At 62.5% G+C, this 26,815-nt stretch carries 16 protein-coding genes, 1 tRNA gene and 2 rRNA genes (1 of these 19 running past the window's edge); 13 read left to right on the top strand and 6 right to left on the bottom strand.

The window, feature by feature from the left end:
- Window positions 1–158: 158 nt before the first annotated feature.
- The 7 genes from X757_RS150075 to X757_RS150105 are packed head-to-tail and all read left to right on the top strand — an operon-like array spanning window position 159 to window position 5,912.
- Window positions 159–950: an ABC transporter permease gene (locus X757_RS150075; RefSeq protein ID WP_023672946.1), complete on the top strand. Its 792-nt coding sequence runs from the start codon at window positions 159–161 to the stop codon at window positions 948–950.
- Window positions 947–2,020: an ABC transporter ATP-binding protein gene (locus X757_RS150080; RefSeq protein ID WP_023726408.1), complete on the top strand. Its 1,074-nt coding sequence runs from the start codon at window positions 947–949 to the stop codon at window positions 2,018–2,020. Before X757_RS150075 ends, X757_RS150080 begins: the two co-directional genes overlap by 4 nt.
- A gap of 10 nt (window positions 2,021–2,030) precedes the next feature.
- Window positions 2,031–3,305: a glycosyltransferase gene (locus tag X757_RS150085; RefSeq protein WP_023726407.1), complete on the top strand. Its 1,275-nt coding sequence runs from the start codon at window positions 2,031–2,033 to the stop codon at window positions 3,303–3,305.
- Entirely contained in the window at window positions 3,302–3,652 is a 351-nt protein-coding gene (locus tag X757_RS150090; protein WP_023672949.1) for a cupin domain-containing protein, read from the top strand. The genes X757_RS150085 and X757_RS150090 overlap by 4 nt, the downstream gene beginning before the upstream one ends.
- A 21-nt stretch (window positions 3,653–3,673) precedes the next feature.
- Window positions 3,674–4,015, top strand: coding sequence for a cupin domain-containing protein (locus X757_RS150095; protein ID WP_023672950.1), 342 nt, complete (start codon window positions 3,674–3,676; stop codon window positions 4,013–4,015).
- 23 nt (window positions 4,016–4,038) lie between these two features.
- Complete coding sequence (locus X757_RS150100) at window positions 4,039–4,383, top strand: cupin domain-containing protein (RefSeq protein ID WP_023672951.1); 345 nt, start codon at window positions 4,039–4,041, stop codon at window positions 4,381–4,383.
- A 20-nt stretch (window positions 4,384–4,403) separates the two neighbouring features.
- Window positions 4,404–5,912: an aldehyde dehydrogenase gene (locus X757_RS150105; RefSeq protein WP_023726406.1), complete on the top strand. Its 1,509-nt coding sequence runs from the start codon at window positions 4,404–4,406 to the stop codon at window positions 5,910–5,912.
- 55 nt (window positions 5,913–5,967) lie between these two features.
- On the opposite strand, the gene X757_RS150110 is transcribed toward X757_RS150105, so the two are convergent.
- Window positions 5,968–6,507 carry an invasion associated locus B family protein gene (locus X757_RS150110; protein WP_023672953.1) on the bottom strand — a complete coding sequence of 180 codons (540 nt, stop codon included), beginning with the start codon at window positions 6,505–6,507 and terminating at the stop codon, window positions 5,968–5,970.
- 270 nt (window positions 6,508–6,777) lie between these two features.
- Between X757_RS150110 and X757_RS1000000168945 the strand changes: the two genes are divergently transcribed.
- The 5 genes from X757_RS1000000168945 (at window position 6,778) to X757_RS150140 (ending at window position 21,891) form a co-directional block, all read left to right on the top strand.
- Window positions 6,778–17,706, top strand: a complete 10,929-nt coding sequence (locus X757_RS1000000168945) for a hypothetical protein (RefSeq protein WP_156933431.1) — start codon at window positions 6,778–6,780, stop codon at window positions 17,704–17,706.
- A 2,069-nt stretch (window positions 17,707–19,775) separates the two neighbouring features.
- On the top strand, window positions 19,776–20,282 hold the full coding sequence (locus X757_RS150125; RefSeq protein ID WP_023672955.1) for a phage tail protein: 507 nt from the start codon (window positions 19,776–19,778) through the stop codon (window positions 20,280–20,282).
- Window positions 20,283–20,294: 12 nt separating this feature from the next.
- Window positions 20,295–20,816 carry a phage tail protein gene (locus X757_RS150130; RefSeq protein ID WP_023672956.1) on the top strand — a complete coding sequence of 174 codons (522 nt, stop codon included), beginning with the start codon at window positions 20,295–20,297 and terminating at the stop codon, window positions 20,814–20,816.
- A gap of 9 nt (window positions 20,817–20,825) precedes the next feature.
- Window positions 20,826–21,353, top strand: a complete 528-nt coding sequence (locus X757_RS150135) for a phage tail protein (RefSeq protein WP_023672957.1) — start codon at window positions 20,826–20,828, stop codon at window positions 21,351–21,353.
- 10 nt (window positions 21,354–21,363) lie between these two features.
- The gene (locus X757_RS150140) at window positions 21,364–21,891 is read left to right on the top strand and encodes a GNAT family N-acetyltransferase (protein ID WP_023712261.1); all 528 of its coding nucleotides are present in this window, start codon (window positions 21,364–21,366) and stop codon (window positions 21,889–21,891) included.
- Between the two features lie 15 nt (window positions 21,892–21,906).
- Here the strand turns inward: X757_RS150140 and X757_RS150145 are convergent, their stop codons facing one another.
- Together X757_RS150145 and X757_RS150150 are read right to left on the bottom strand one after the other, a co-directional pair.
- On the bottom strand, window positions 21,907–22,485 hold the full coding sequence (locus X757_RS150145) for a 2OG-Fe(II) oxygenase (RefSeq protein ID WP_023672959.1): 579 nt from the start codon (window positions 22,483–22,485) through the stop codon (window positions 21,907–21,909).
- Window positions 22,486–22,556: 71 nt separating this feature from the next.
- A complete protein-coding gene (locus X757_RS150150; protein WP_023672960.1) occupies window positions 22,557–22,826 on the bottom strand; it encodes a hypothetical protein in 270 nt (89 codons plus the stop codon).
- A 238-nt stretch (window positions 22,827–23,064) separates the two neighbouring features.
- Between X757_RS150150 and X757_RS150155 the strand changes: the two genes are divergently transcribed.
- Complete coding sequence (locus X757_RS150155) at window positions 23,065–23,859, top strand: SapC family protein (protein WP_023712260.1); 795 nt, start codon at window positions 23,065–23,067, stop codon at window positions 23,857–23,859.
- Between the two features lie 322 nt (window positions 23,860–24,181).
- Here the strand turns inward: X757_RS150155 and X757_RS150160 are convergent.
- From X757_RS150160 to X757_RS150170, 3 genes are all read right to left on the bottom strand, one after another.
- Window positions 24,182–24,258: transfer RNA gene (locus X757_RS150160), tRNA-Met, on the bottom strand.
- 320 nt (window positions 24,259–24,578) lie between these two features.
- Window positions 24,579–24,693: ribosomal RNA gene (gene rrf, locus X757_RS150165) — 5S ribosomal RNA — on the bottom strand.
- Window positions 24,694–24,895: 202 nt separating this feature from the next.
- Window positions 24,896–26,815 (bottom strand): 23S ribosomal RNA (locus X757_RS150170); it runs 882 nt beyond the window's last position.

Below are 26,815 nucleotides of genomic sequence, written 5' to 3'. Positions count from 1 at the left end.
TTCACCGGGAGAAGGTGCCCCGAAGGGGCGGATGAGGGGCGGCGTCAACCTTTGCGACGCTCAGCGCTGCCCCTCATCTGCCTGCCGGTATCTTCTACCCGTGAACAGGGAGAAGGACTCTGGTCGTTCGCTTGCCTTCCAATTGTCGGAGGCCGGCGATGACCCATTCCTTCACCCGTACGCTCGGCATGCGGACGATCCTCACCCTCGTCTTCGCCTTCCTCTACATCCCGATCGCCGTGCTGGTGGCGCTGTCCTTCAACGAAGGCGGATTGCCGACGGCATGGTCGGGCTTTTCGCTGAAATGGTATGCCTCGCTGGCCGGCAACTCCGCCATCCTTTCCGCTGCGCTCAACACGCTGATCGTGGCGTTGGTCTCCACGGCCATCGCCACGCTGCTCGGCACGCTGCTGGCCATCGGCATCGAGATGCGCCGGCAATACGGCAGGGGTCTCGAGGCGCTGATCTTCGCACCGATGATCATCCCCGACATCGTCCTGGCGATCGCTCTGCTGTCGTTCTTCTCCATGCTAAACCTGACCATGGGCCTGCACACCATCATCCTCGCCCATGTCGTCTTCAACCTCGCCTTCGTCTGCTCGGTGGTGCGCGCAAGGCTAAAGAGTTTCGACTGGTCGATCGTCGAGGCCTCCGCCGACCTCGGCGCCTCGGCTCTGACCACCTTCCGGCGTGTGACATTGCCGGTGATCGCGCCGGCAGTGATTGCCGGCGCTCTGCTTGCCTTCACGCTCTCGGTCGACGAGTTCATCATCGCCTTCTTCACCGCCGGTGCCGGCCGCGCCTCGACCACGCTGCCGATGCAGATCTACGCCATGATCCGCTTCGGCATCACGCCGGAGATCAACGCGCTGGCGACCATCGTCATGGCGGTATCGATCACCGCGCTGACCCTGTCGCAGCGGCTCAACCGTGGGATAATCGGCCAATGAGCCAACCGCGCACGCTGCTGGCCATTGATAACGTTTCGAAGAAGTTCGGCCGGGTCACCGCCGTCGACGGCATCTCGCTCGACATCCGCGAAAACGAGTTCTTCGCGCTGCTTGGACCCTCCGGCTGCGGCAAGACCACGCTGCTGCGCATGCTGGCCGGCTTCGAGACGCCAACCGACGGCCGCATACTGCTCGATGGCAAGGACATCGCCCGGACCCCGCCCAACAAGCGGCCGGTCAATCTGATGTTCCAGTCCTACGCGCTGTTCCCGCATATGAGCGTGCGCGCCAATGTCTCCTACGGGCTGGAGATGGAGCGCTTGCCGAAAGCTGAAATCCGTTCCCGCGTCGACGCCATTCTGGCCACCACCGAGCTTGTCCCCTTCGCGGACCGTAAGCCTGAGCAATTGTCGGGTGGCCAGAAGCAGCGCGTCGCGCTCGCCCGCGCGCTGGTCAAACGGCCTCGGTTGCTGCTGCTCGACGAACCGCTCGGAGCGCTCGACAAGAAACTGCGCGGCGCCATGCAGTTGGAGTTGAAGCGCCTGCAGCACGAAGTCGGCATCACCTTCGTCATCGTCACCCACGACCAGGAAGAGTCACTCGTCATGGCCGACCGCATGGCGGTGCTCAAGGACGGCAGACTGCTGCAATGCGACGCGCCGCATGCGATCTACGAGCATCCCGCCGACCGTTTCGTCGCCGACTTCATCGGCGTGATGAATTTCGTACCGGGCAAGGTGTCTGCGGATGGCGTGATCGCCGCGAACGGCGCGCGCATTGCTGGCAAGGTTCCCGCCGCGCTCACACCCGGCGCTTCCGTCGTGGCCTCGGTGCGGCCCGAACGCATCCGGCTGTTCCCGTCACCCGAGACCGCGAACCGCACCACCGGCGCTGTCGAGGCACTGGCCTATCACGGGCTCGATTTGCAGCTGCATGTCCGCACGCCCTTGTCGCCAAAACCGTTCCTGGTGCGCGTCACCGCCGATGCCGCCGACCGCCGGCCGGCCTCGTCGGGCGACCAGGTCGAACTCGGCTGGGACGCCGCCGATGTCAGAATTTTTGCAGAATAGGAGAAGCCTTATGGCGCAGAGGACGATCGCGTTTTTTCCCGAAGCGGCCTACGGCCCGGCGCTCAATTCGGTCGGCATCGCGCAAGCGGTCGAGGCGCGCGGCTATAAGGCAGTGTTCCTGTCCGACCCCGGCTTTGTCGATGTCTACAAGGGTTACGGCTTCGAAGCGCATCCGGTGAACCTGTCGGAGCCGATGCCGCCCGAGCAGATGGCGAAATTCTGGGAAGACTTCATCAACGGCCACATCCCGAACTTCCGCAAATCGCCCTACGATCAGGTCGACAATTACGTGAAGGATTGCTGGACCGCGATCGTCGACAGCGCCAAATGGGCGCAGAAGGATCTGCCACGCGTTCTGGCCGCCATCGAGCCGGACGTGATCTGCGTCGACAACGTCATCCTCTTCCCGGCCATCAAGCAGTTCGGCAAGCCCTGGGTGCGCGTCATCTCCTGCTCGGAAAACGAGATCGAGGATGAGGACATCCCGCCGCATCTCTCCGGTTGCGGCGAGAACGACCATGTCGGCCACCAGCGCTATCGCGATCATTTCAATGCGGTGATCAAGCCCATCCACGACGACTTCAACGCCTTCCTCACCGCAAACAATGAAGCGCCATACCCGGTCGGTCAGTTCTTCGAGGCCTCGCCCTATCTCAATCTGCTGCTCTATCCCGAAGCGGCAAAGTTCAAACGCCGCCATCCGCTTGATACGACGAAATTCCAGTATCTCGAAGGCTGCGTGCGGCAGGAAAAGCCATACGCCGTGCCGACCTTCGCCGAGAACAATGACGGGCCGCTGCTCTATGTCTCCTTCGGCAGCCTCGGCGCTGGCGATGTCGATTTGTTGAAGCGCATAATCGCAACACTGGGCAAGACCCGTTACCGCGCGCTGGTCAATGTCGGCGGCTACAAGGACCAGTACACGGATGTGCCGGGCAACGTCATCGTCGAGAGCTGGTTTCCGCAGCCTTCGGTCATTCCGCAAGTCGATGCGGTCATCCACCATGGCGGCAACAACTCGTTCACAGAGTGCCTCTATTTCGGCAAGCCGGCCATCATCATGCCCTATGTCTGGGACGGCCACGACAACGCCACCCGCGTCCAGGAAACCGGCCACGGCTTCGGCATGCCGCGCTACGACTGGAGCGACGCCCAGCTGATCAGCAGGATCGAAGCCTGCCTGACTGACCCCAAGATGAAGATCAGGCTGGCGAAGACCTCGGCGCAGATGCAGGCCCAGAACGGGCCTGAGAAGGCAGCCGGGCTGCTGGAGGCGCTGCTGTGACCTCCTCCGCCCCACACCTCTACCAAGCCTCCACCCGCACCGACCTCGTCGACTGGGGCGCCCAGTCCGACGCGCTGGACGGCGCGTCGCACTCGACCGGCAGGCTGGTGCACAAGGGGCCCAACAACCAGCCGGAATCCGGCATCTGGGTGTGCACGCCCGGCCGCTGGCGGCTCTCGATTCCGCGCGACGAATTGTGCCATTTCGTCGCCGGCCGCGCGACGTACCGGTCGGATGCCGGGGAGGTGGTAGAAGTCGCAGCCGGGACCGTGGTCATGTTCCCTGCCGGCTGGACAGGCGAATGCACCGTGCATGAGACCATGCGCAACGTCTACATGCTGGCTTGAACAGCAACGGAGCTTCCCAATATGCCGACACCGCACTGGCCAAAGGCCTCGACCGTGAAACTGGAGGACTGGGGCGGGGGCAGCAACACGCTTGCCGGCTCGCCGCGCGCCTCGGGCAGGATCCTCTCGCAGAACCCGGACGGCTCAAGCGAATGCGGCCTGTGGTCGTGCACGCCAGGCAGCCGCAAGGTTACCTTTGCCGCCGACGAGTTCTGCCATTTCCTGTCGGGCCGCGGGACCTATGTCCGCGAGAATGGCGAAGAGATCCCGGTCGAGGCCGGCATGCTGGTGTTCTTCCCCGCCGGCTGGGCCGGCACCTCCACCATCACGCAAACACTGACCAAGGCCTTCATGTGCCGCTGAGCACTTTTTTAAAGGAAATCGCCATGACCACGCCCATCATGCAATCCCCGCTTGCCATCACCGACCTCGTCGACTGGGGCGTCATCCCGACCATGATCGAGGGCGTGTCCCACACCTCGGGCAAGCTGCTCTACAAGGGGCCGGAGGGCCGTTCGGAATGCGGCCTGTGGGTCTGCACCCCCGGCAAATGGCACTGCCATGTCACCCGCGACGAGTTCTGCCACTTCCTCGAGGGCCGCTGCACCTATGTGCACGAATCGGGCGAGGTCATCCAGATCGAGCCGGACACGGCGGCGTTCTTTCCTCAGAATTGGAAAGGCGTCTGCACCGTCCATGAGACCATCAAGAAGGTCTACATGATCCGCTGAGCGGACCTGAAAGGACGACCATGCAATTCTCCGCTGAACGGCCGGCTTTCTTCGTCAATCCGGACTACCGGCCGATGACCGGCACGGCAAAACCGGTGATCGATCCGGCGACGCTGGAGACCGTCGGCTCGATCTCCGCCGCAACGGACGGTGAGGTCGATGCGGTGCTGTGTGCCGCAACCACGGCACAAGCCGCCTGGAAGCAGCTCGATGCCAAGAGCCGGGCAAAGCATCTGCATGCGGTCGCCAACGCCATCGAGGCGGCGGACTTCACGCGCTGCGCCGAGCTGATGGTGCGCGAGATGGGCAAGCCCTATCCCGAAGCGATCGGCGAGATCGCCAATTGCGCGCCGATCTTCCGCTACTATGCCGAGATGGCGCGCGACGACGCCGGCAAGATCGCCGGTACGACGCAGGCCGGGTCGTTCCAGTATGCGCGCTACGAGCCGTATGGCGTCTCCGTGCACATCATGCCTTACAACTTCCCGATCCTGCTGATGTGCTGGACCGTTGCGGCCTCGCTTGCCGCCGGCAATGGCTGCATCATCAAGCCGGCCGAAGCCACGACGCTGTCGACACTCGATTACATGACCGTGTTCCGCTCGCTGCCCGAAGGGCTGGTCTCCTGCCTGCCCGGCACGGCCGCCACCGCGCAGGCGCTGATCGCCTCCGAGCGCACCCACGCTGTCGCCTTCACCGGCTCGGTCGCCGCCGGCAAAGCGGTGGCAGTCGCCTGCGCCGAGCGCATGAAGCCTTGCGTCATCGAAGCCGGCGGCAGCGATCCGCTGATCATCAGCGAGCACGCGCCGCTCGACGTGGCGGCAGCCGGCAGCGTCACCGCCGCCTTCCACCTGACCGGCCAGGTCTGCACCTCGGCCGAACGCTTCTTTGTCGTCGACTCGGTTCACGATCGCTTCGTCGAGCTGTTCGCCGAGAAGACGCGGGCGCTGCGCATCGGCAATGGCATGGACAAGACCGAGATCGGCCCGCTGGTCAGCGAAGCCGCCCGGGCGAAAGTGATGCGGCTGGTCGATGATGCTATCAGCAACGGCGCTATAGCCGTTGCCGGCGGGCGCATTCCGCCGGCGCACAACACTGGCTGGTTCTACGAGCCAACGATCCTGACCGGCGTCACCCCCGATATGGCGATCGTGCGCGAAGAGTGTTTCGGACCGGTCGCCGCGATCTGCCGCGTCAAGGATTTCGACGAGGCGATCCGGCTTGCCAATGACAGCCCGTTCGGCCTCGGCGCCTCGGTGTTCACCACCGACCTCGCCGAGGCGCATGAGGCGGCCGAGCGGCTCGAGGCCGGCATGGTCTGGGTCAACAACCCGCTGATCGACAATGACGCCTTGCCCTTCGGCGGCTGGAAGGCATCAGGCCTTGGCCGCGAGCTGGGACGCCAGGGACTCGACGCCTTCCGACGCTCCAAGATGGTCATCATCGACCACAGACCGGCGATCCAGGACTGGTGGTATCCTTACCCCGACAGCTGGTTCCGCGAGACAGGCGGCCGCAAGCACGTGTGAGCCCGGCCAGTCCATAACGTAAGCTGATGCTTACGCATCTGCCGAGATAGGCCGGCTATTTCAACGCTTGAAGCTTGTCGATCGCGGCAGTGAATCCGGCAAGCGAGACCGGAATGGTCACCGGCTTGCGCGTCACCGACTCCATGCCGATGTTCAGGTTGGTTCCCGATTTCATCGCCTTGACGAGGTCCGCCGACAAAGGGGTCGCGGCATAGGCGCCGTTCTGGTCGCTGGTCTGGATGGCGATGGTCGTCTTCTGCCCCTGGTCGATCTGGTACGAGGCGCCGGAAGGCAGGAACAGCCCGTGCGGCAAGGCCAGCAGCATGGCGAGGTTGCCATTGCCGTTGTCGCGGCGAACCGTAACGGTAAGAACGCGCTGCCCCGTCTTGGCCTCGGTAAGGTTTTGGGAGACCTGGCATTGAAGCTCGATGCCGGCCGATCCGCTGGCGCAGTTTAGCGCCCACGGATTGCCTTCTGCAGGCTTGGTCTCGGCAGATGTGGTTGACTTCGGCTCTTCGGCAAGCGCCGACCCTGCCGTCACGACCAGCCATAGCGCGCCGACCCAGGCGGCCCGGCCACAAACGGTTCTCAGCAATGAAGCCACCCGATCCTCGTCGTGTCAGGGTTTCGCCGAGCGCGTTGATACAACAGCCGAGCCTGGCGGGGAAGCCAATACGGTACATGAGCTCGGGCTAAATTACTGTTGCTGAATTGTCACAATAAACAACTTTGAAATCTTGTACGTGTAAAGCAAACAATCATGCTCGCTATACACTGGGATTCGGATAGTATTAGCGACGGAGCGTGTACTCGTCGGGGTTCGCAAGGGATGGAGACGACCGAGAAAACTCGGCAGATCAATGACATGGCGACGCACGGAAGAAGCTTCCGGGCGAATAGCAAGTATCGCCGGTCAGGTTTTTCCAGGTATCTCTGGAAGACGACTGCGCTGTCCACTCTGGCACTTGCCCTTTCCGGCATAGCCGCCCATGCCGGCGACACCGGACTGTGGCAGCCGCAGGTCCGCGCCATCATCGGCGCCAACAACAATGGCGGCAACACGGCGATCGAGGGTTTCCTGCCGCTGAAGCAGAACCTCGAATCCGTTCTCTTTCTCGATGTGCGCTCGAAATACGATTTCGACGACGGCTTCGGCCAGGACGTCGGCCTCGGCGTTCGCCGCATCGTGAATCCGGATCTGATGATCGGCGGCTACGCCTATCTCAACATCCAGAACCACGACAGTAACCAGTTCGTCGCCTCGACGCTCGGCCTCGAGGCCATCACCTCAAAATACGATGCGCACGTAAACGTCTATCTGCCGATCAGCGGCGACCGCAGCACGGCCGGGCAAGAGTCGAGCCTGTCGCTGGTCGGTCATCAGCTGATCGAGCAGATATCGGCCATCGCCCACCGCGATTACGCGGCCTGGGGCATCGAGGGCGAGGTCGGCGTTCAGGTGCCGCTCAACCTGCCCGAGAACCATTCACTGCGTTTCGATGTCGGCGCCTACCATTTCGGCGATCCCGACGGCGACGACGGCAGCATCACCGGCGCCAAGGCCGGCCTGGAATATTCGATCGGCGACGTCATCGGCAAAGGCACGTCGCTGACCTTCACCGGCGAGGTGCGCAACGACAACCGCGATGACACCCAGTTCGCCGGCAGCATCCGGCTGACGGTGCCGCTCAACGCTTTCGACAAGGGCTCGTCTTCGGCCGATGACGGCGCCGAGCCGGTCTATCCGGTCAGCCCCGGCCTGCGCAAACGCGTCAACGAGCGCGTGCGTGGCGACATCGGCGTTCGCATCGAGAGCCAGGACAAAGTTACCGGCACGTCGACGCGGGTGGCGATCAATGCCGCCACCAACACGGCATTCGGCCAGTTCTTCTTTGCCGATGGTGACAACGACGCGCTCAGCCTCGGCACGATCGGCGACCCGACCACGCTCGACAATGCGGTCGCCGGCGCCGGCGCGAACGGCGTCGTCGTCGCGCTCGGCGGCAAGGGCAACATTACGACAGCCGGTGTGACGCTCGCCAACGGCCAGACCGTCATCGGCGGTGGCGGGGGCGTCCAGGCGCGGCTCGTCGACGGCAGCATCGGCACCTACAATTTCGGCGGCTCCAACGGCACCCTCCAGGGCACCAACCCCGCCAACAACGTCCTGACGCTCGCCAATGGCAACACGCTGAGCGGCATCATCATCACCGGCGGCAAGGACGGCATCTTCGGCAACAACATCGCCGGCGCCACGCTGACCAAGGTCACGGTCACCGGCACCGGCGGCCACGGCGCCGACTTCACCGGCACCTCGACCGGCGTCAATGGTTCGAACTTCACCGCGACCGGCAACGGCCTCGACGGACTGCATATCGAAGGCGACGGCACCTATAACTTCACCGGCACGACGCTGCTGCAGGGCAATGGCGACGACGGCCTGGATATAACCGGCCACGGCACCTACACTTTCGCCACCCTCAACGCGCTCGACAACAACGATGCCGGCATTACCGTGAAGGGCACCGGGGTCGCCGGCTCGATCACCATCAACGGCGGCCAGGTGTCGGGCAACAAGGCGCTCGGCGACGACGGGGTCGGTGTCTTCATCGATCCGATCACCGCCCATATCGTGCTGGATTCGATCACCCAGACCGGCGGCGCATCGGGCGTCGTGCTCGAGAATCTTTCGGGCAGCTTCACCGTCAACGGCGCGACGACGATCTCGAACACGACCGGACCGGCCATCGCGATCACGGATTCGCCGGCCGCGATCCGCTTCGGCGACATCGACATCACCAATCCCGGCACCGACGGCATGGTGTTTGCGGGCGCCAACACATCAATAATTGCCGGCAACATCGTCATTGCTGGCCTCGGCTCCGGCGTCGGCCTCGATTTCTCCGGCAGCCAGACCAATTTCACGGCGCAGTCGCTGAACATAAACGGCACCGGCGGCACGACGTCCATCGGCATCGACCTTGTCCAGACCAACGGCGGCACGATCATCATTACCAATGGCGGCATCATCGCCAATGTCGGCACCGGCGTGCGGCTCGGCATTGCCGGCTCGCCGGCCGACACCGCCAACGCCCAATTCACCTTCGGTGGCGGCTCGATCGGCGGCAACCTCGCCTCGCTCGACGCACGCGGCCTCAATTCCGGTTCGGGCCAATACGCATTCGGCACGGCGACGTTCAACGGGCCGCAACTGTTCGACCAGACGCAGTTGATCTTTGTCGCCGCAGGCGGCACAGGCGACGGTACCTCGCTTTCGGACCTGGCTTCGATCACCGACGCCGACAACAATACCGACGGCACCGCGATTTTCGTGCTGGTCAATCGCGGTGTCATCGACGACACCGACGGCTTTACGCTCGAAGCGGGGCAGACCCTGGCCTCTTTCGGCAACGGCCGCACCTTCTCGGTCGGCGGCCTGCCGATCAATGTGACCGGCGACAACGTCGATCACGGCAGCACCATCTCGGATGCGGCCGGCGCCGCAACGCTGACCGCTTCGGGCAGCGGCGACGTCGTCACGCTGGCCAACAATACCTCGCTCCAGGACTTCAACATCTCCGGCGGTACCGCCAATGGCATCCATGGTAGCGGCGTTACCGGCGTCGTGCTGACCGGCATGACCGTGTCGGGGGCCGCCCTCAATGGCGTGCTGTTCGATGGCGCCAACGACGTTTCCGGCAGCAATCTGAGCTCGACCGGTAATGGCGGCGCTGGGCTGTCGATCCAGGGCGACGGCACCTACAATTTCACCGGCACGACGACGGTGTCGGATAATGCCGGCGACGGCTTGCTGATCAACAGCAATGCCATCACCAGCTTCCAGACGCTCAACGCGACCAGCAATGGCGGCAGCGGCGTCCAGGCCACGTCAACTGGCACCGGCTCGCTTTCGATCGACGGCGGTACCGTCAACAACAACACCACATCCGCCTTTACGGCGTCGAATATCGGGCTCGGTGTCACGCTCTCCAACATCGGCCACGTCGGCGGCACAACCGGCGTCAGCCTTTCGGGCGTCAGCGGCAGCGTCAGCGTTACCGGCCCGACGACGATCGGCAGCACCACCGGCGACGGCATCTCGATCAGCGGCAGCACGGCAACGGTCGGCTTCAGCGGCGACGTGCTCATCAGCCAGGTGCTTGGCAATGGCATCGCGCTCAACGGCAACACCGGCGCCGTCAGCTTCGGCTATGCGGAAATCGGTGCGCCGGGCCTCAACGGGATCGATATTGGGGGGAATACCGGGTCAGTCACATTCTCTGGCCCCACCATCGTTGTCATCGGTTCTGCCGATGGCAGCGCGGGCATCAACTTCAGCGGCACAAACAACGACGTCAGTTTCGGTACGACGACGGTGTTGCTCGGCGAAGGGCTGAACCAGACGGGCATTGACTTCAGCGGCTCGTCAACGACAGCCGATTTCGGGCTGACCAGCATTACCGGCACCGGCGACCTGACCTCGCGCGGCATCGACCTGTCGTCGACGACCGGCAACAAGACGATCACCTTCCTGCAGGGCTCCAAGATCGACAATGTCGGCGTCGGTGTCGAATTGTCGTCAGGCGGCACCACGGCCACGTCGGCCAACGCCAACTTCACCTTCGGCGACGGCAATTCCGCCGATGGGCTGGAATCCTTCATCACCGCGGCAACCGGCGGCTACACTGTCAATACGATCGGGCTGGATCCGGCGCTCGGCAACTACGACTTCGACGATGTCTTCTTCACCGGCGATGCCCAACTGGCGGTAACTGTCGGCGGGGTCGTCATGATCTCGCAGACAGGCGGCACTGTTCACGCGGGCACGAACGGGCTGAGCGCCGATGTCACCACCGTGACGGCCGCGCAGGCCGATGCCATGGTCGGCACGCAGACCTACGCCTTTGTCGGCACCGTCGATCTCAGCGCGACGCCGTTCACGCTCGATTCGGGACAGTCGATCACCGGTTTCGGCAACGGCAATTCCATCCTCACCTCCGGTACGTTCCAGCCGGTCAATGTGCAGGGCAATCTCGGCGCCACCGGCGGCAATGTCACCGGCGATGAGGGCGTGGTCAAGAGCACGGGCGACACCCTTCATCTGCTCGGCAGCAATCAGGTGCGCAACACCGCCTTCGACTACAGCGGCGGCAGCGGCTCGGTGTTCGTCATCGACCAGAGCATGGGTGGCTTCAACAATTCCGGCGGCACCGTTGTCGAAGGCGTCACCGTCAGCAATGTCGCTGCCGGCCAGACGGCGTTCAACGTCGACGGCCTCACCGGCAACCTGTCGATTATCAACAACAATATCAACGTTGCCGGCACGCTGCTCGATGTCGACGGCGGCAACGGCAACATTACGGTCACCCGCGGCAACTTGCCCAACAGCGCGACGCCCGGCACGCTGACCGGTGGCGGCATCGCAATCGCCAACCGCACCGGCGGCTTGGTCAACTTCACGGACAAGGCGACGATCGGCGACAGCGGCGTATCGCTGACCAACAACACCGGCGCCACAATCACCTTCGCCGATGTCGACATCACCACGGACGCCGCAACGGCGTTCACTGCAACCGGAGGCGGCTCGGTCAACGTCACGACCGGAACGATCAATGCCACCAATGCGGGAGCGGTGGCGCTCGACGGCATTGCGGCCAACATCAATTTCGCCTCGACAAGCGCCAGCTTCAATTCCGGCAGCGGTGTCGACCTGCAGCATCTGACCGGTACGGTCGCGCTCGGCACCGGCACGCTGACCAACACCGGTTCGGGTACAGCCTTCAATGTCGGCTCGGCGGCCGATCAGAGCGGCGGCAATGCAATCATCTCCTATGCCGGCACCATCGCCAGCAACGGCACCGGTGCCGCCGTCTCGATCCAGGAACTGACCGGCGGCTCGGTGACGGTGTCGGGCAATCTGACCGACGGCAACGCAGCCGATGGCGGCCAGATCTTCATCGGTGGCATCGCCAACGGCACGGCGGCGACCGTCACCTTCTCGGGAAGCAGCAAGAAGATAAGCTCTGGCGCGACGACAGCTGTACAGATCGGCTACACAGGCCCCCTCTCCGCCATCGTCCCGTATGACAACACGGACGGCACGATCAACTTCACCAATGGCGGCCTGGATATAACGACAACGACCGGAGAAGGCTTCGGCGCCGCCTTCGGCGGCACCGTCAGCGTGTCCGGCACCGGCAACAAGATCGCCTCCGGCGGCAATGGTCTGTTCATTGTCTTCGCCGACGTCGGCGTCGCCGGCGTCACCTTCGACAGCGTCTCGGCCGTATCGACATCGGACGCTGCCGGCGTCTTGCTGACAGGGTCCAATCTGGCGGGCGACGTCAACATTGGCGGCCTGAAAGATACCGGCTACATGGGCGCCTCGCTGAACGCCCTGCTCGGCACCGGTGCGGTGAATTTCACCGGCACGACCGATCTCGACGTCAGCTACCGAGGGTTTGATATCGGCGGCCCGCAAGTGGGCACCATAAACATCGCCAACGTCGCCGGCTCCACCCTGACCATCGACGGTGGGGAAGCCGGCATTGTCACGAACGGCCTGCAGGCAGGAATCATCAACGTTGGCGGCAATGGCGGCGTCGCCAGCATCGGCGCGACGACAAGCACCACCGGTGCGGCTATCGCCGTCAGCGGCGGTAACGACCTCATTCACGCCACGCTGAACTACAACGGCTCGATCAAGGTCGACACCGGCATGGTCGTGCAGGCCGTGGCCGACTGGAGCGAGCTCAACATGAGCGGTTCGGTCGTTTCGACTACGGCAGCAACTGGCATTGGTACGGCGGCCTTCGTCTTCACCGGCAACGCCAACGGCGTCTACAATATTTCAAGCACGATCGATCATACCGGCACGGGCATCGGCGTGCGGTTTGACGGATCGTCTAACGGGACGGCCACCTTCTCCGGTGCGTCGAAGATCTTCAACACCAGCAGCGGCACCAACGACGCGATCGTCAAGTTGCCCAGCATCAGCCCGACCCAGGGCATGGGCACGCTCAACTTCACCAATGGCGGCCTGGTCATCACCACCTCGAGCGGCGCCGGCTTCACCGCCAGCACTTTCGGCGCCGGCACGGTCAGCGTCAGCGGCACGGGCAACTCGATAACCACGACGACAGGCACCGCGCTCAACCTCGACAACGCGACGGTCGGCGCCGGCGGCATCAATTTCAGCTCCATCTCGGTCAATGGAGCGGCGACCGGCGTTTCGCTCAACAATGTCAGCGGCGGCACGCTCAATCTCGGCACGGTGAACCTGCAAGGCATCACCTCGACCGGCGTCGACATTTCCGGCACGCTCGGCTCGACGGTAAACTTCGCCAGCCTGACCATCGCCATGCCCGGCGACAATTCGACCGGCATCACCTTCGCCGATGCAGTCGTCAACAGCATCTTCACGACTGGCGGTTTCACGCTCACCAGTGCTTCCTCGACCGGCACCACCGCCGTCAACCTGTCCAACACCACCGGCACCGGCACCATCCAGCTCGGCGATCCGAACACGGCCGGCGCATCCTCCAGCATCGGCGGCGCCGGACCCGGCATCGGCTTCCAGTTCACCCCGACGACGGCGATCAACTTGATCTATGGCGACGGCGAAAGCGCGGTCGACAAGCTGTCGACGGTCAAGGCAATCGACATCCTCAATTCCACCGGCGTTTTCCCGGTCGGCGGCACCTATAATTTCCAGGATGTCGACGGCGCCAATGGCGGCTTCATCGGCGACCTCTCCGAGGCCCAGGGACCGACCACCTATTATGTCGACCAGGACGGCGACGGCGACGGCACCGCCGCCAATCCGGGCTCGATTGCCGGCGCGGAAGCGTCGGGCGCCTCGGTTGTCATCCTTGTCGACACGTCGCAGAACGGCACCAGCAACCTCATCGACATGATGCAGGCTCAGCAGAATGGCGGCGGCAACAACACGCTCAACCTTGCCGATGGGCAGATCCTGATCGGTCTCAAGGCCGGCGATTCCATCGATACCGCGCCGCTGGGCGCCGTCGGCGGCGGCCTCGGCGGCAATTTCAGCTTCAGCGGCATCAATGCCTCGACCGTCATCACGGCAGCGTCCAATGTCGACAGCGTGCTGGCGACGCTGACGACCGCGAACGGCAACACCATCGATTTCTCCGGCAAGGCCGGCATCGAAAATGTCATCGTGCAGAACACCGGTGCGGGCCTTGGCATCTCCGGCACCAACATCACCGATCTTATCCTGCGCCGCGCCACGATCGCCGGCGGCACCGGTGGCGCCCTGTCGCTTACCGACGGCGCCGCTGCCAGCCAGATCGCACTGTCGAACCTGATCCTGTCGGCAACCGGCGGCGACATTGCCAAGGTTGACGGCACGGTCGGCGCCGGGCTGATGAAGGTCAGCGCCTTCTCCGACATCACGCTTCTGGGCAACAATGGCGAAACCGGCGGCTTTGGGGTGAGCGGTGTCACCTTCGATGCCGTTCCAGCGACCGTCGGCATCGACCAGGTCGACGGCGGCGCCTTCGTCGCCGGCACAAGCAGCAATGGCGTCGGCGGTTATGGCCTGACGCTGTCCGGTGTATCCGGCGATATCCAGTTCGACAGCATCACCGCCTACGGTGGCGTCAACGGCATCGCCCTCAATGGCGTTGACGCCACCGTCACGGTCAGCGGCGCCACCACCATCACCGGCACCACAGGCTTCGGCATCAGTGCGATCAACACCAATCCCGGCACTTTCAACTTCAACACGGTGACGGTGAACAACGTCGCGACGACCGGCGGCGGCATCAACTGGGTCAGCGGCAACCTCAACATCGCCGGCCTCGCCAACATCGACACGAGCAGCGGCGTCGGCTTCTCGCAAAGCGCCGGCACGGTGAACTTCCTCAACGGCCTGACCATCGATACCACCAGCGGCACCGGCATTGTCGGGACCGGTGGCGTTATGGGCATCACCGCTTCCGCTGCAGCCCAGACGGTAAATTCGACCAGCGGCCAGGCGATCAACCTCATCAACGTCGCCGCCAGCATTGCGCTCGACTCGACCTCGTCGGGCGGCGGCACCAACAATGTTGGCCTGGCCAATGTCACCGGAACAGTCAGCCTCGGATCCGGCGCATTGAGCGGCGCTTCGGGCGTCGCATTCCAGCTCACCGGCGGTGCTGCGACCGTCAGCTATGGCGGCACGGTCACCAAGACCACCGCCGGCAAGATCGTCGACATCTCCGGCGTCACCGGCGGCACGGTCACACTGTCCGGCGCGCTCAGCGCCACCGGCGGTTTCGACAATGGTATTTATGTCCACGGCAACTCCGGCGGGACCATCACTCTCAGCGGTGGCACGAAGACGCTGACCACTGGCGCCAATACGGCGGTCGACTTGACGACCAACACCGGCGCGACGATCAACTTCGATACGGGTGGCCTGATGATTACCACCACCTCCGGCACGGGCTTCAACGCCAGCGGCGGTGGCACGGTCAGCGTCGGCGCGCTCCTCAGCGACAACAGCATCACCACGACGGCCGGCGGCACCGCGTTGAACCTCAATGGCGTTACGATTGGCGCTGCGGGCATGAATTTCGACAGTGTTTCGGCCAATGCCGCCGCAACCGGCATCTCGCTGACCAATATCGCCTCGTCGGGCGGCGGCGCCATCATTCTCGGCACGGTCAACCTGCAAGGCATCACCACGCGTGGTGTCGATGTTTCCGGCGCGCTTGGCGCGGCGCTGTCCTTCAACGATCTCGACATCGGCCTGAACAGCACCACGGGCGTGGCCTTCGACCTCAACGGTGCCACCATCAATGCGGCGGTGACGGCCAATGACTTCGATGTCACCAATGCCGCCGCCGCCGGCACCTCGATAGGCGTCGACCTGCGTGGCGCCACTGGCGGCCAGACGGTACGCCTCGGCGATGCCGTTGTCGGCGGCGCCAGCTCCAGCATTGCCGGCGTCAACACCGGCGTGTTCCTCAACAGCGCCACCAACCTCGCTTTCACCTATGGCGACGGCGAATCGGCGACCGACCAGCTCTCGACCATCGGCGCCAATGTAGGCATCGACGCATCCAGTGCGCCGGTTGCCGGCACCTACAATTTCCAGGATGTGAACTTCCAGTCGGCTCCCGGCCTGGGCTTCGGAGTCGGCAAGGTCTATTTCGTCGGCGCGTCCGCGACCGGTGACGGCAGCGGTCGCGACCAGAACAATCTCGCGACGCTGGCCACCGCCGAAGCAGCAGCCGTGGCGACGGACATCCTGGTTCTCGTCAACGATGGCGGCACCATCACCGCGGCAGGCAGCAATGGCAACGACACGCTGGCTCTCGCCACCGGCGAGCAGGTGCGCGGCTTCGGCAACGGCAACATCAATCTGGCGCTGACGGTGCCCTCCACCATCCAGCTCGCCAGCAACAGCATCTCGATCATCGACCAGACGCCCAATGGCGCCGCGACGCTGACGACGAGCGCCGGCAACAATGTCATCACGCTCGGCGCCAGCGGCAACATCATCGACAGCTTCATCCTGAATGGCAGTCCGGCGGGTGCCGCGCGTGGCGTCAAGGACAATGGCGCGGGTGCTGCGAATACCGTCATCAGCAACATGACCATCAGCAATTTCGCCACGCAGGGTATCGAGATTACCCCGTCGAACAGCACGACGATCAACAACGTTACTTTCTCCGGCAACGCCAGCGATGTGTGGCTGAACGCGTCCAACACCACCATCACCAACGTCACCAGCACCGGCGCCACCGGCATTGCTTTCAAACTCGACAACACCACCGGCACGACGACGCTGACCAACGTCAACATCACCACGGCGGCGAGCGGAACCGGCATCGCCTTCGGCGGCGCGTCGGGCGCTGGCGGCACGATTGCCGGTACCAATGTCGATATATCGGGCGGCAGCGGCCTTTCGGTGACCAGCGGCAACGCGGTGATCAGCTTCGACGGCGCCAGCTCCATCATCAGCACGTCGGGCGCGGCGGCCACGATCTCGACCCGCGCTGGCGGCAGCTTCACCTTCGCCGGCTCGGTGATCGCCAACGGCGCTGCGAGCGGCATTAGTATTTCCGGCGCGACGGCGGCCAATACGGTGAGCTTCACCGGTACGGTCGATCTCGGCAGATCGGAAGAGCACACGTCNCGGCACCACCGGATTCAGCGCCATCAATGGCGGCACGGTCAATGTGACGACCGGCACGGTGAGCTCCACTTCCGCGCAGGCGGTCAACCTCAACGGCATCGCCACCACCACCGGCATCAATTTCACCTCGACCAATTCGACCGGCGGCACCAACAACGTGTCGCTGACCAATGTCACCGGCGCCGGCACTGTCAGCCTCGGCTCCGGTGCGCTCGGCGGCGCGACCGGCGCGGCCTTCCTGGTCACCGGCGGCTCGGCCAATGTCAGCTATGCCGGCTCGGTCACCAAGACCACGGCCGGAAACGTCGTCAGCATCTCCACCCGCACCGCCGGCACCACGACATTGTCGGGCACTCTCAGCGCCACCGGCGGCGTGGCCAACGGGATCCTCGTCAACGCCAACACCGGCGGCACGATCAACTTCTCCGGCGCCAGCAAGATACTGACCACCGGAGCCAACAATGCCGTCGACCTGACGGCGAACACCAACACCGCGGTCAACTTCACCGGCGGCGGCCTAGCCATCACCACCACCTCCGGCACCGGCTTCAACGCCACGAGCAACGGTACTGGCACCGTGACCGTTATCGGCTCGGGCAACACGATTTCGACCGGCAGCGGCGTCGCGGTCAACCTTGACAGCGTTGCCATCGCGGCGGGCGGCGTGACCTTCGCTTCCACGAACAAAGGCGCCGGCGGCACCAGCGCCGTCATCCTCGATACCGTCACCGGTTCGGGAGCGATCGACCTCGGCACCGGCGCGCTGGTGGGCGGAACAAGCGCCGTGATCCGTATCGGCGATGGCCTAGGCACCGCCAACAGCGGCGGCACGGCGGCCTTCACCTATGCCGGCGCGATCACCAGCGGCAGCACCGGCCAGGCGGTCAACATCCAGGATCGCGCCCTGACCGCCGGCAACATCAGCCTGTCGGGCAACATCACGCATAATGCGGCGGGCCAGATCGGCATCCTGCTGGACGACAATGTCGCCGGCATCATCACCTTCTCCGGCGCGTCGAAATCGATCACCTCGACCACGGCGGCTGGCGTCAGCCTGAGCGACAATGCCGGCGCGACGATCAACTTCACCAATGGCGGGCTGGTCATCGCCACGACCAGCGGCGCCGGTTTCAGCGCCACCGGCCCCGGTCCGGCAGCCACCACCGGCGGCACGATGACGGTGCAGGGCACCGGCAACACCATCGTGTCCGGCACGGGCACGGCCCTTAATGTCGCCAACACGACGATCGGCGCCGGCGACGTGACGTTCAGGAGCATTGCGTCCAATGGTGCAGCCAACGGCATCGTGCTCAACAACACCGGCACCAGCGGCAATCTGGTGGTGACCGGCACCGGCGCGACGGGGGGCAGCGGCGGCACGATCCAGAACTCGACCGGCGATGGCGTCAGCCTGACCGACACTCAGGATGTCAGCCTGAGCAACATGATTATCAGCGACAATGCGGGCAACGGCATAAAGGGCCTGCGCGTCAACGGTGTGGTGCTCAACGGTCTGACCCTGAACAGCAATGCCGATGCCAACACCGAGTCCGGAATCCTGTTCAACGAACTTACCGGCAACGCCTCGCACGTCACCACGTTCACCAACCTCACGGTCTCCAACTCATTCACCCATAACGTGCAGGTCATCAATTCCGGCGGCACGTTGGCGAACCTGGTGGTGAGCGGCGGCACGTTCTCGAACAACGGCGCCTCGAACAATGCCGGCAGCGACTTCATCTTCGAGGCGGACGGCGCCGGTGTCGCCGGCGCGCCGACGATGACGCTGACCGTCGACGGCGCAACCTTCACCGGCAACAACGCCTATCCCGGACCGGGAGTCATCCCTGGAACCGGTCTGTTCGTCATTGCCAATGACGGCACCGTCAACGCTCACATCGGCGAGACCACGGGAAATCTATTCAACAATCTGAACAACGGCATCAACCTTACCCAGAGCAGCAATTCCGGCGCCGGCACGGGCGGCAATCTGAATTTCACCGTCCGGAACAACACCGTCACCAACAGCGACTCGACGGCCATCAACGTGTTCAGCAGCGGCGACCTCGCACGGACGCTTGACGGCACAATCGCCAACAACGTCATCGGTACGCAAGGCGTAGCAACCTCGGGATCGCGAACCGGCAACGGCATCAGGGTTGGGCATGAAAGCCTCGGCGTCGCCAAGGTGCTGATCGACAACAACATTATCCAGAGCATCGGCGTCAACGGCATAAGCGGTGGCGACAGCGTCTCGATCACGCAGCTCGTGCAGCCGGGCACCGTGCACGCGACGGTCACCAACAACACCATTCGCGACAATGCCGACAGCCGCGGCATCACGGTCACCGCCACATTTGCCGGCGCTATCATCAATGCCGACGTTCATGCCAACACCATCACCAACGTCAACAACGCCAATGCCATCCGCTTCCTCGCGGACGGCCTCGGCGGCGCCGACGGCACGATCAACGTACCGCAGGCGAGCGAGGCCGGTATCGAAACCGTCAATGGCGGGGCAACGGCACTGACGGACACCCGGACGTTCTTCAACCAGCCGCTGCCACTGCTGCCTGCCGCGACACCGTAGTCAGCAACCTTGGATTTCGTCCTAGGAAATATATTTTATGAATTTGATATCGACTTGTTGTCTTACTTAGGCATAATACAAGAATTCAGACAGTAAGCGGCCAACGGAGGGAACGGGGATGAGTGAGCCTTATTTAGGTGAAGTCAAGATCATTTCCTGGAACTATGCACCGCGCGGCTGGGCATTTTGTAACGGCCAGTTGTTGCCGCTTAACCAGAACCAGCCATTGTTCTCACTTCTTGGCACCAGGTACGGCGGCAACGGCCAGACAAATTTTGCCCTTCCGGATATGAGGGGACGTGCGCCGGTTCATACGGGCGGCCCTATTGGTGCAATTGTCGGCGGCCAGGGCGGCGAAGAGTTTCACACGCTCACGCTCGGCGAAATGCCGACACACAACCATTTCGTCAACGCATCGAACACTGCCGGCAACGTCAACAATCCATCCGGCGCGCTGTTGGGGGCGAACGCCAGCCCGATCTATCAGCCGCCTGGCAGCGCGGTGGCTATGGCGAAGGAAAACATCACTTTCGTCGGTGGCGGCCAGCCGCATGAGAACAGATCGCCCTATCTCGTCTTGAATTTCATCATTGCCCTGCAAGGCATATTCCCGTCGCGAAATTAAGAGGACGCTTCGATGAGCCAACCTTTTGTCGGCGAGATCAGGATGTTCGGTGGCAATTTCCCTCCGAATGGCTGGGCGTTCTGCCAAGGCCAGTTGATGCCGATCTCCGAGAACGAAACCTTGTTCAATCTGATCGGTACGACCTATGGCGGCGACGGGGAGGAAACATTCGCCCTGCCCAACCTCGCATCCCGCATCCCCGTCCATGCTGGCAAGGGCCCGCTGGTCAGCCAGACCTATATCATCGGAGAACTGGGCGGGGTCGAATCCGTCACTGTTTCAACCCAACAAATGCCGAACCATTCCCATACCTGGACCGGTTCGTCGAATATCGCCAAGAATCCGGGTCCGTCCGGCGGTGTCCTGGCGACATCGAGCCTGCTGACGCCCTATGTGGGTATCGCACCTGATGGCAACATGGCCGCCGGAGCCATTTCGCCGGCCGGCGGCAGCCAGCCTCACGACAATATGGTGCCGTTCCTCGCCGTCAGTTTCATCATCTCGCTATTTGGCATCTTCCCCCAGCAAAGCTAGAGACTTGCCATGACCAATCCGTTCGTCGCCGAAATTCGAATTTTTGCCGGAGATTTCGCCCCGACGGGGTGGGCGACCTGCGATGGCCAGCTCCTGCCAATCTCGCAGAATACGGCGCTGTTTTCGCTGCTGGGCACAGTTTACGGCGGCGACGGCAAGTCGACCTTCGCGTTGCCGAATATGGCTGGCTCCGCGCCCATGGGGCAAGGACAGGGCAATGGCTTGTCGGAGCGGTTTCTCGGCGAGACGGGTGGCGAAACGTCCATCACCCTTCTGCAAACGGAAATGCCGCAACATAATCATTTTGTCGCGATATCCACCGAGAGTGGCGCCCAGGGAACTCTTACCGATGCGGTTGTTCTGGGGAAATCGGGGGGCGGAACGCTGTATCAGAACAACACTTCGCAAAATCTGGTCCAGATGGACCCCCAGGCACTGAGCATGACGGGCAGTACGTTGCCTCACAACAACCTGCCTCCCTATCTGGCGATGACGTTCATCATTGCTATGCAAGGCGTTTATCCGGCGCGTCCGTAAGCGCCACTCCATGATCCAGCTTCCGATTGTGGACAACGGGCCTGTTATATTTTGCTGGGTGCGCGCGGCGCGGATTGATCTGACGTTCCGCCCGATGGCGGACACCGATCTGCCGTTCCTGTCGGCGCTCTACGCCTCGACCCGCACCGAAGAACTTGCCGTCACGCCGTGGAGCGACGCGCAGAAAACGGCGTTCCTCGACATGCAGTTTCAAGCGCAGCACGCGCATTACCAGAAATACTATCCCAACGCCGACTGGCTGGTGATCGAGCAGGCAAGGCAAGATATCGGTCGCCTGTATATCGAGCGCTCGGCGAGCGAGCATTGCATCATAGATATCGCCTTCCTGCCGGCGCATCGCGGCAAGGGGTCTGGCGGTGCGTTGCTCGCCGATCTCATCGATGAGGCCGCCGCCGTCGGCAAGTCGGTCTCGATCCATGTCGAGAAGAACAATCCAGCGCGGCGGCTCTACAAGCGCCTCGGCTTCACCGTTGCCGAGGACAAGGGCGTCTACGACCTGATGATCCGTTCGCCGTAAGGGCCGTGCCGGTCGTCACGTGCCGCGATACCAGGAGACGATGGTGAAACGTTCGTTGCACGTGACCGGGGTGACTTCATGCGTCGTTTCCGAGCGAAAGGCGACGAGAGAGCCCGGCAATGCCGGCATGGCAATGCGCAGGTCCGGGCCGCTGTAAGGCCCATGCAGGACCAGCGAGCCGCCTGCATAGCTTTCTGGCGAAGGGTTGTCCGATTGACGGTTGAGAAAGATCACCACCGAGATCTTTCGGAACCGCGACTCGTCGTGAATGAGCGGCGTGTTGCCATCCTGGTGCGGCACAAAGAAATCGCCTTGCCGATAGTGAAGGAACTGAGGTTTCTCGACCTGGCCGAGCAGCAGCCCGAAATGCCGCTCCAGAGCCGCCTTCTGCTGCGCCAACAGGGCACTCACTCGCTCTTCAGTGGCCTGCGAAACATCGGCGCGCACGGTCTTTCGGATCTCCGGCCATGCCATCTTCTGGTCGGCACGCCCCAGCAGGCCGGCCGGACGGCCCAAGGCCGCCCGAATTTCCGCGCACAGTGCGCTACACGCCGCTCCGTCAAATACGTCCGCAATCTCGATATAGTCGATCATATGTCGAGCCGCCGCGCTGCCAAATCGCCCTGATGGCCGGAGCGTCCCCGTGGCCGATCCGGTCGAAAAAATCAGTTGAATACCGCCTCGTAAAGCCGCCCTGCCTCATCGGCAGCGATCGGCACGATGAAGATCTCATGGGCGCCGCTTTTGCCGTTGAACCGATAGATAGCCTGCGGCAGCGCCGCGTCGCGCGGCCCCCTGAACAGCAGCGTGAAGCCACCGCCGTCGCGCGGGCTGTTGGCAATGGGCTGCACCGCGCTCAGTTCCATCGTGAGCGTCTGACCGCCGGCTTCGACGGAAAAGCTCTGCCCCTGCTCGAAATCCGAAAGCGATGCCATGCGCCTGCCCTGGTTCGTCTGTCTTTCAGACGGCTCTCTTGAGATGTCTATCCCGTCAGCCAATCTCGCCGCTTCATGGCGTGCTGTCTATAGAGCTCGATCTCCAGAAGTACAAAAGAGCACGATCAAACAAACAGATAGATTTATCTTGGCCACGTAGGGTGAAGCAGCCGTCAACGCGTTGCGCACCGGCAGCCACTGGCCTAAACCGGAATGGTATAAGAGGAGAACACTAGGGATGACTGACGCGAAAACAGACACGGCCCCGGCCGGAAGCACCGCGACCAACACGCTGCCGCTGTTCTACAAAAAACCCGAGGCGCTCAATCCGCTGCGGCACGGCTCACTCGGCCTTACGGCGCGGGCCGATTTCTCCTTTGCCCGCACCGCGTACGCCATCCCCGTCGTCGCATCGGAAATGCCGGCGGCGATGCGCTCCTATCCGATCGTTTTCATTGGCGACGCCAAGGCGCCTGTCATCATCACCGGTCTGCGCCAGGACCAGAACCTGTTCGTAGGCGCCGACGGCAAATGGGCGGAGCCGCATTACATTCCCGCCTATGTCCGCCGTTACCCCTTCATCCTCGCCGATGAATCGAAAACGACCGGCCGCCTGACGTTGTGCATCGACCGTGCCAGCGAACGCGTCGTCGAGCAGATGCCTTCGTCCAAGGACAGCGACGAGATCGCGCCCTTCTTCGACGGCAACGAGCCGGCCGAGGCCTCGAAGCAGGCGCTCGCCTTCTGCAGCCAGTTCCAGACCGACTTCAATGCGACTCGCGCCATGATCGACAAGATCGACGCGCACGGCCTGTTCGCGCCGCGGCAGAGCAAGGTGACGCTGGAGGGCGGCGAGACCCTCAACCTCACCGACTTTCAGGTGATCGACGAGCCGGCCTTCAACAAATTGAGCGACGAGGCGTTTCTCGATCTCAGGAAATCCGGCGCGCTTGCGCTGCTCTATTGCCATCTCGCCTCGAGCAACAGCTGGACCTCGCTGGTCTTCCAGGCGTCATTGCGGCGAGCTGGCTGACGCGGCCCGCGACGAAAAGCTTCGGCAAGGCGCGGGTTGTTTAAATCAACGGTTCGCGCCTTCGTACGACGATCTCTCCGCCGCTCGAATCATGCTGTTGTCGTGCAGATCGCTTGCCATGACGGGCTGGCGAACTCCCAATGCTCGACGTGTAGCTCTCGCCGAAATGCGCCGAGGCGGCATCACCCCCCGGTTCGCGGACCTGTCAATAAAGTCGAGTACGCCAGCCTTGCTGCCCTCCTCGATCGTTGAATATCCGGTCGCGGCCATCGATCACGGTCCGAACGCAAAAAGCCCGCGTGAAGCGGGCTGTTTTTGATGTTGGTTGCGGGGACAGGATTTGAACCTGTGACCTTCAGGTTATGAGCCTGACGAGCTACCGGGCTGCTCCACCCCGCGTCACCTCCAGGGCAAGCTCTTGCTTGCTCCGGACTCTCCAGGGCAAGCTCTTGCTTGCTCCGGACTCTCCAGGGCAAGCTCTTGCTTGCTCCGGACTCTCCAGGGCAAGCTCTTGCCTGCTCCGGATCTGAAGCAAGCGTTTGCTTGCTTATCTGGACGTAAGCCTGGGCCTATGAACAGGATGGCTTACAGATAGGTATATGGCTGACCAAATGAAAGGGCCGCTTGCGCGGCCCGTGATCCCTTGGCGGGCCTTTTCGTAGAGAGAAGATTTCAGTTTCATCCGGTTTGCGGATGAGAGTTCAACGTGCGTTTTGCAGACCTGGCAGCGACCTACTCTCCCGCGTCTTGAGACGAAGTACCATCAGCGCTGGAGCGTTTCACGGCCGAGTTCGGAATGGGATCGGGTGCAGCCGCTCCGCCATAACCACCAGGTCGGCAAAACGCACGTTATATCGAGAAGCTGTTTTTTTCGTGCCAAGGCGACGTTTGTGTTTTGCTTACGGGCGTAAGCCCGCAAGCGCGACTGCGCGTCGCCGGTTTTCCGGCGCCCTCGCGGAGCATAGGCCCTGTAAGGGCCGCTCATGCGTGAGCGCTGGTCAGATCATCGTGTTCACGATGAGCATAAGGAATGAGAACGATCAAGCCGATCGAACTATTAGTACCGGTAAGCTTCAAGCGTTGCCGCTCTTCCACACCCGGCCTATCAACGTGGTCGTCTTCCACGGTTCTCAGGGAATACTCGTTTTAAGGTGGGTTTCCCGCTTAGATGCCTTCAGCGGTTATCCCGTCCGGATATAGCTACCCTGCTATGCGGCTGGCGCCACAACAGGTCCACCAGAGATCCGTCCATCCCGGTCCTCTCGTACTAGGGACAGATCCTTTCAATATTCCTACACCCACGGCAGATAGGGACCGAACTGTCTCACGACGTTCTGAACCCAACTCACGTACCGCTTTAAATGGCGAACAGCCATACCCTTGGGACCTGCTCCAGCCCCAGGATGCGATGAGTCGACATCGAGGTGCCAAACAACCCCGTCGATATGGACTCTTGGGGGTCATCAGCCTGTTATCCCCGGCGTACCTTTTATCCGTTGAGCGATGGCCCTTCCACGCGGGACCACCGGATCACTATGACCGACTTTCGTCTCTGCTCGACTTGTCAGTCTCGCAGTCAGGCAGGCTTATGCCATTGCACTCAGCGAACGATTTCCGACCGTTCTGAGCCCACCATCGCGCGCCTCCGTTACTCTTTAGGAGGCGACCGCCCCAGTCAAACTACCCACCATACATTGTCCCGGACCCGGATAACGGGCCGCGGTTAGACATCCATAGTAATAAGGGTGGTATTTCAAGGGTGGCTCCACCTGAGCTGGCGCCCAGGTTTCAAAGCCTACCACCTATCCTACACATGCCACTACGAATGCCAATGTAAAGCTATAGTAAAGGTGCACGGGGTCTTTCCGTCTAACCGCAGGAACCCCGCATCTTCACGGGGAATTCAATTTCACTGAGTCTATGCTGGAGACAGCGGGGAAGTCGTTACGCCATTCGTGCAGGTCGGAACTTACCCGACAAGGAATTTCGCTACCTTAGGACCGTTATAGTTACGGCCGCCGTTTACTGGGGCTTCGATTCAGAGCTTGCACCCCTCCTCTTAACCTTCCAGCACCGGGCAGGCGTCAGACCCTATACGTCGTCTTGCGACTTCGCAGAGCCCTGTGTTTTTGATAAACAGTCGCTACCCCCTGGTCTGTGCCACCCTCCTCTACTTGCGTAGAAAAGGGTCACGCTTCTTCCGAAGTTACGCGTGCAATTTGCCGAGTTCCTTCAGCATAGTTCTCTCAAGCGCCTTGGTATACTCTACCTGACCACCAGTGTCGGTTTCGGGTACGGTTTATAAGGAGGAGCTATTTCCTGGAACCGCTCCGCTGCCCGTTCAATCCGATAAGATTGGACAACTTGTGCGATCCGTCACTACCTCCAAGCCCACGAATATTAACGTGGTTCCCATCGACTACGCGTTTCCGCCTCGTCTTAGGGGCCGGCTAACCCTGCTCAGATTAGCTTTAAGCAGGAACCCTTGGTCTTTCGGCGGGGGAGTCTCTCACTCCCCTTACGTTACTCATGTCAGCATTCGCACTTCTGATACCTCCACCACCCCTCACGGGTATGGCTTCGTCAGCTTACAGAACGCTCCGCTACCGCTTGGCCCTTGCGGACCAAACCCTAAGCTTCGGTGTATGGCTTTAGCCCCGTTACATTTTCGGCGCAAAGACCCTTATTTAGACCAGTGAGCTGTTACGCTTTCTTTAAATGATGGCTGCTTCTAAGCCAACATCCTGGTTGTTTTGGGATCCTCACATCCTTTCCCACTTAGCCATAACTTGGGGACCTTAGCTGTAGGTCAGGGTTGTTTCCCTTTTCACGACGGACGTTAGCACCCGCCGTGTGTCTGCCGACTAGTACTCCCAGGTATTCGGAGTTTGGTTAGGTTTGGTAATCCGGTGAGGACCCCTAGCCCATCCAGTGCTCTACCCCCTGGGGTATTCGG

This window comes from Mesorhizobium sp. LSHC412B00, from assembly GCF_000503035.1.
Lineage (GTDB): Bacteria > Pseudomonadota > Alphaproteobacteria > Rhizobiales > Rhizobiaceae > Mesorhizobium.
The sequence above is the reverse complement of the archived record's forward strand: the minus strand, read 5'-3'. Positions and strand labels throughout refer to the sequence as shown.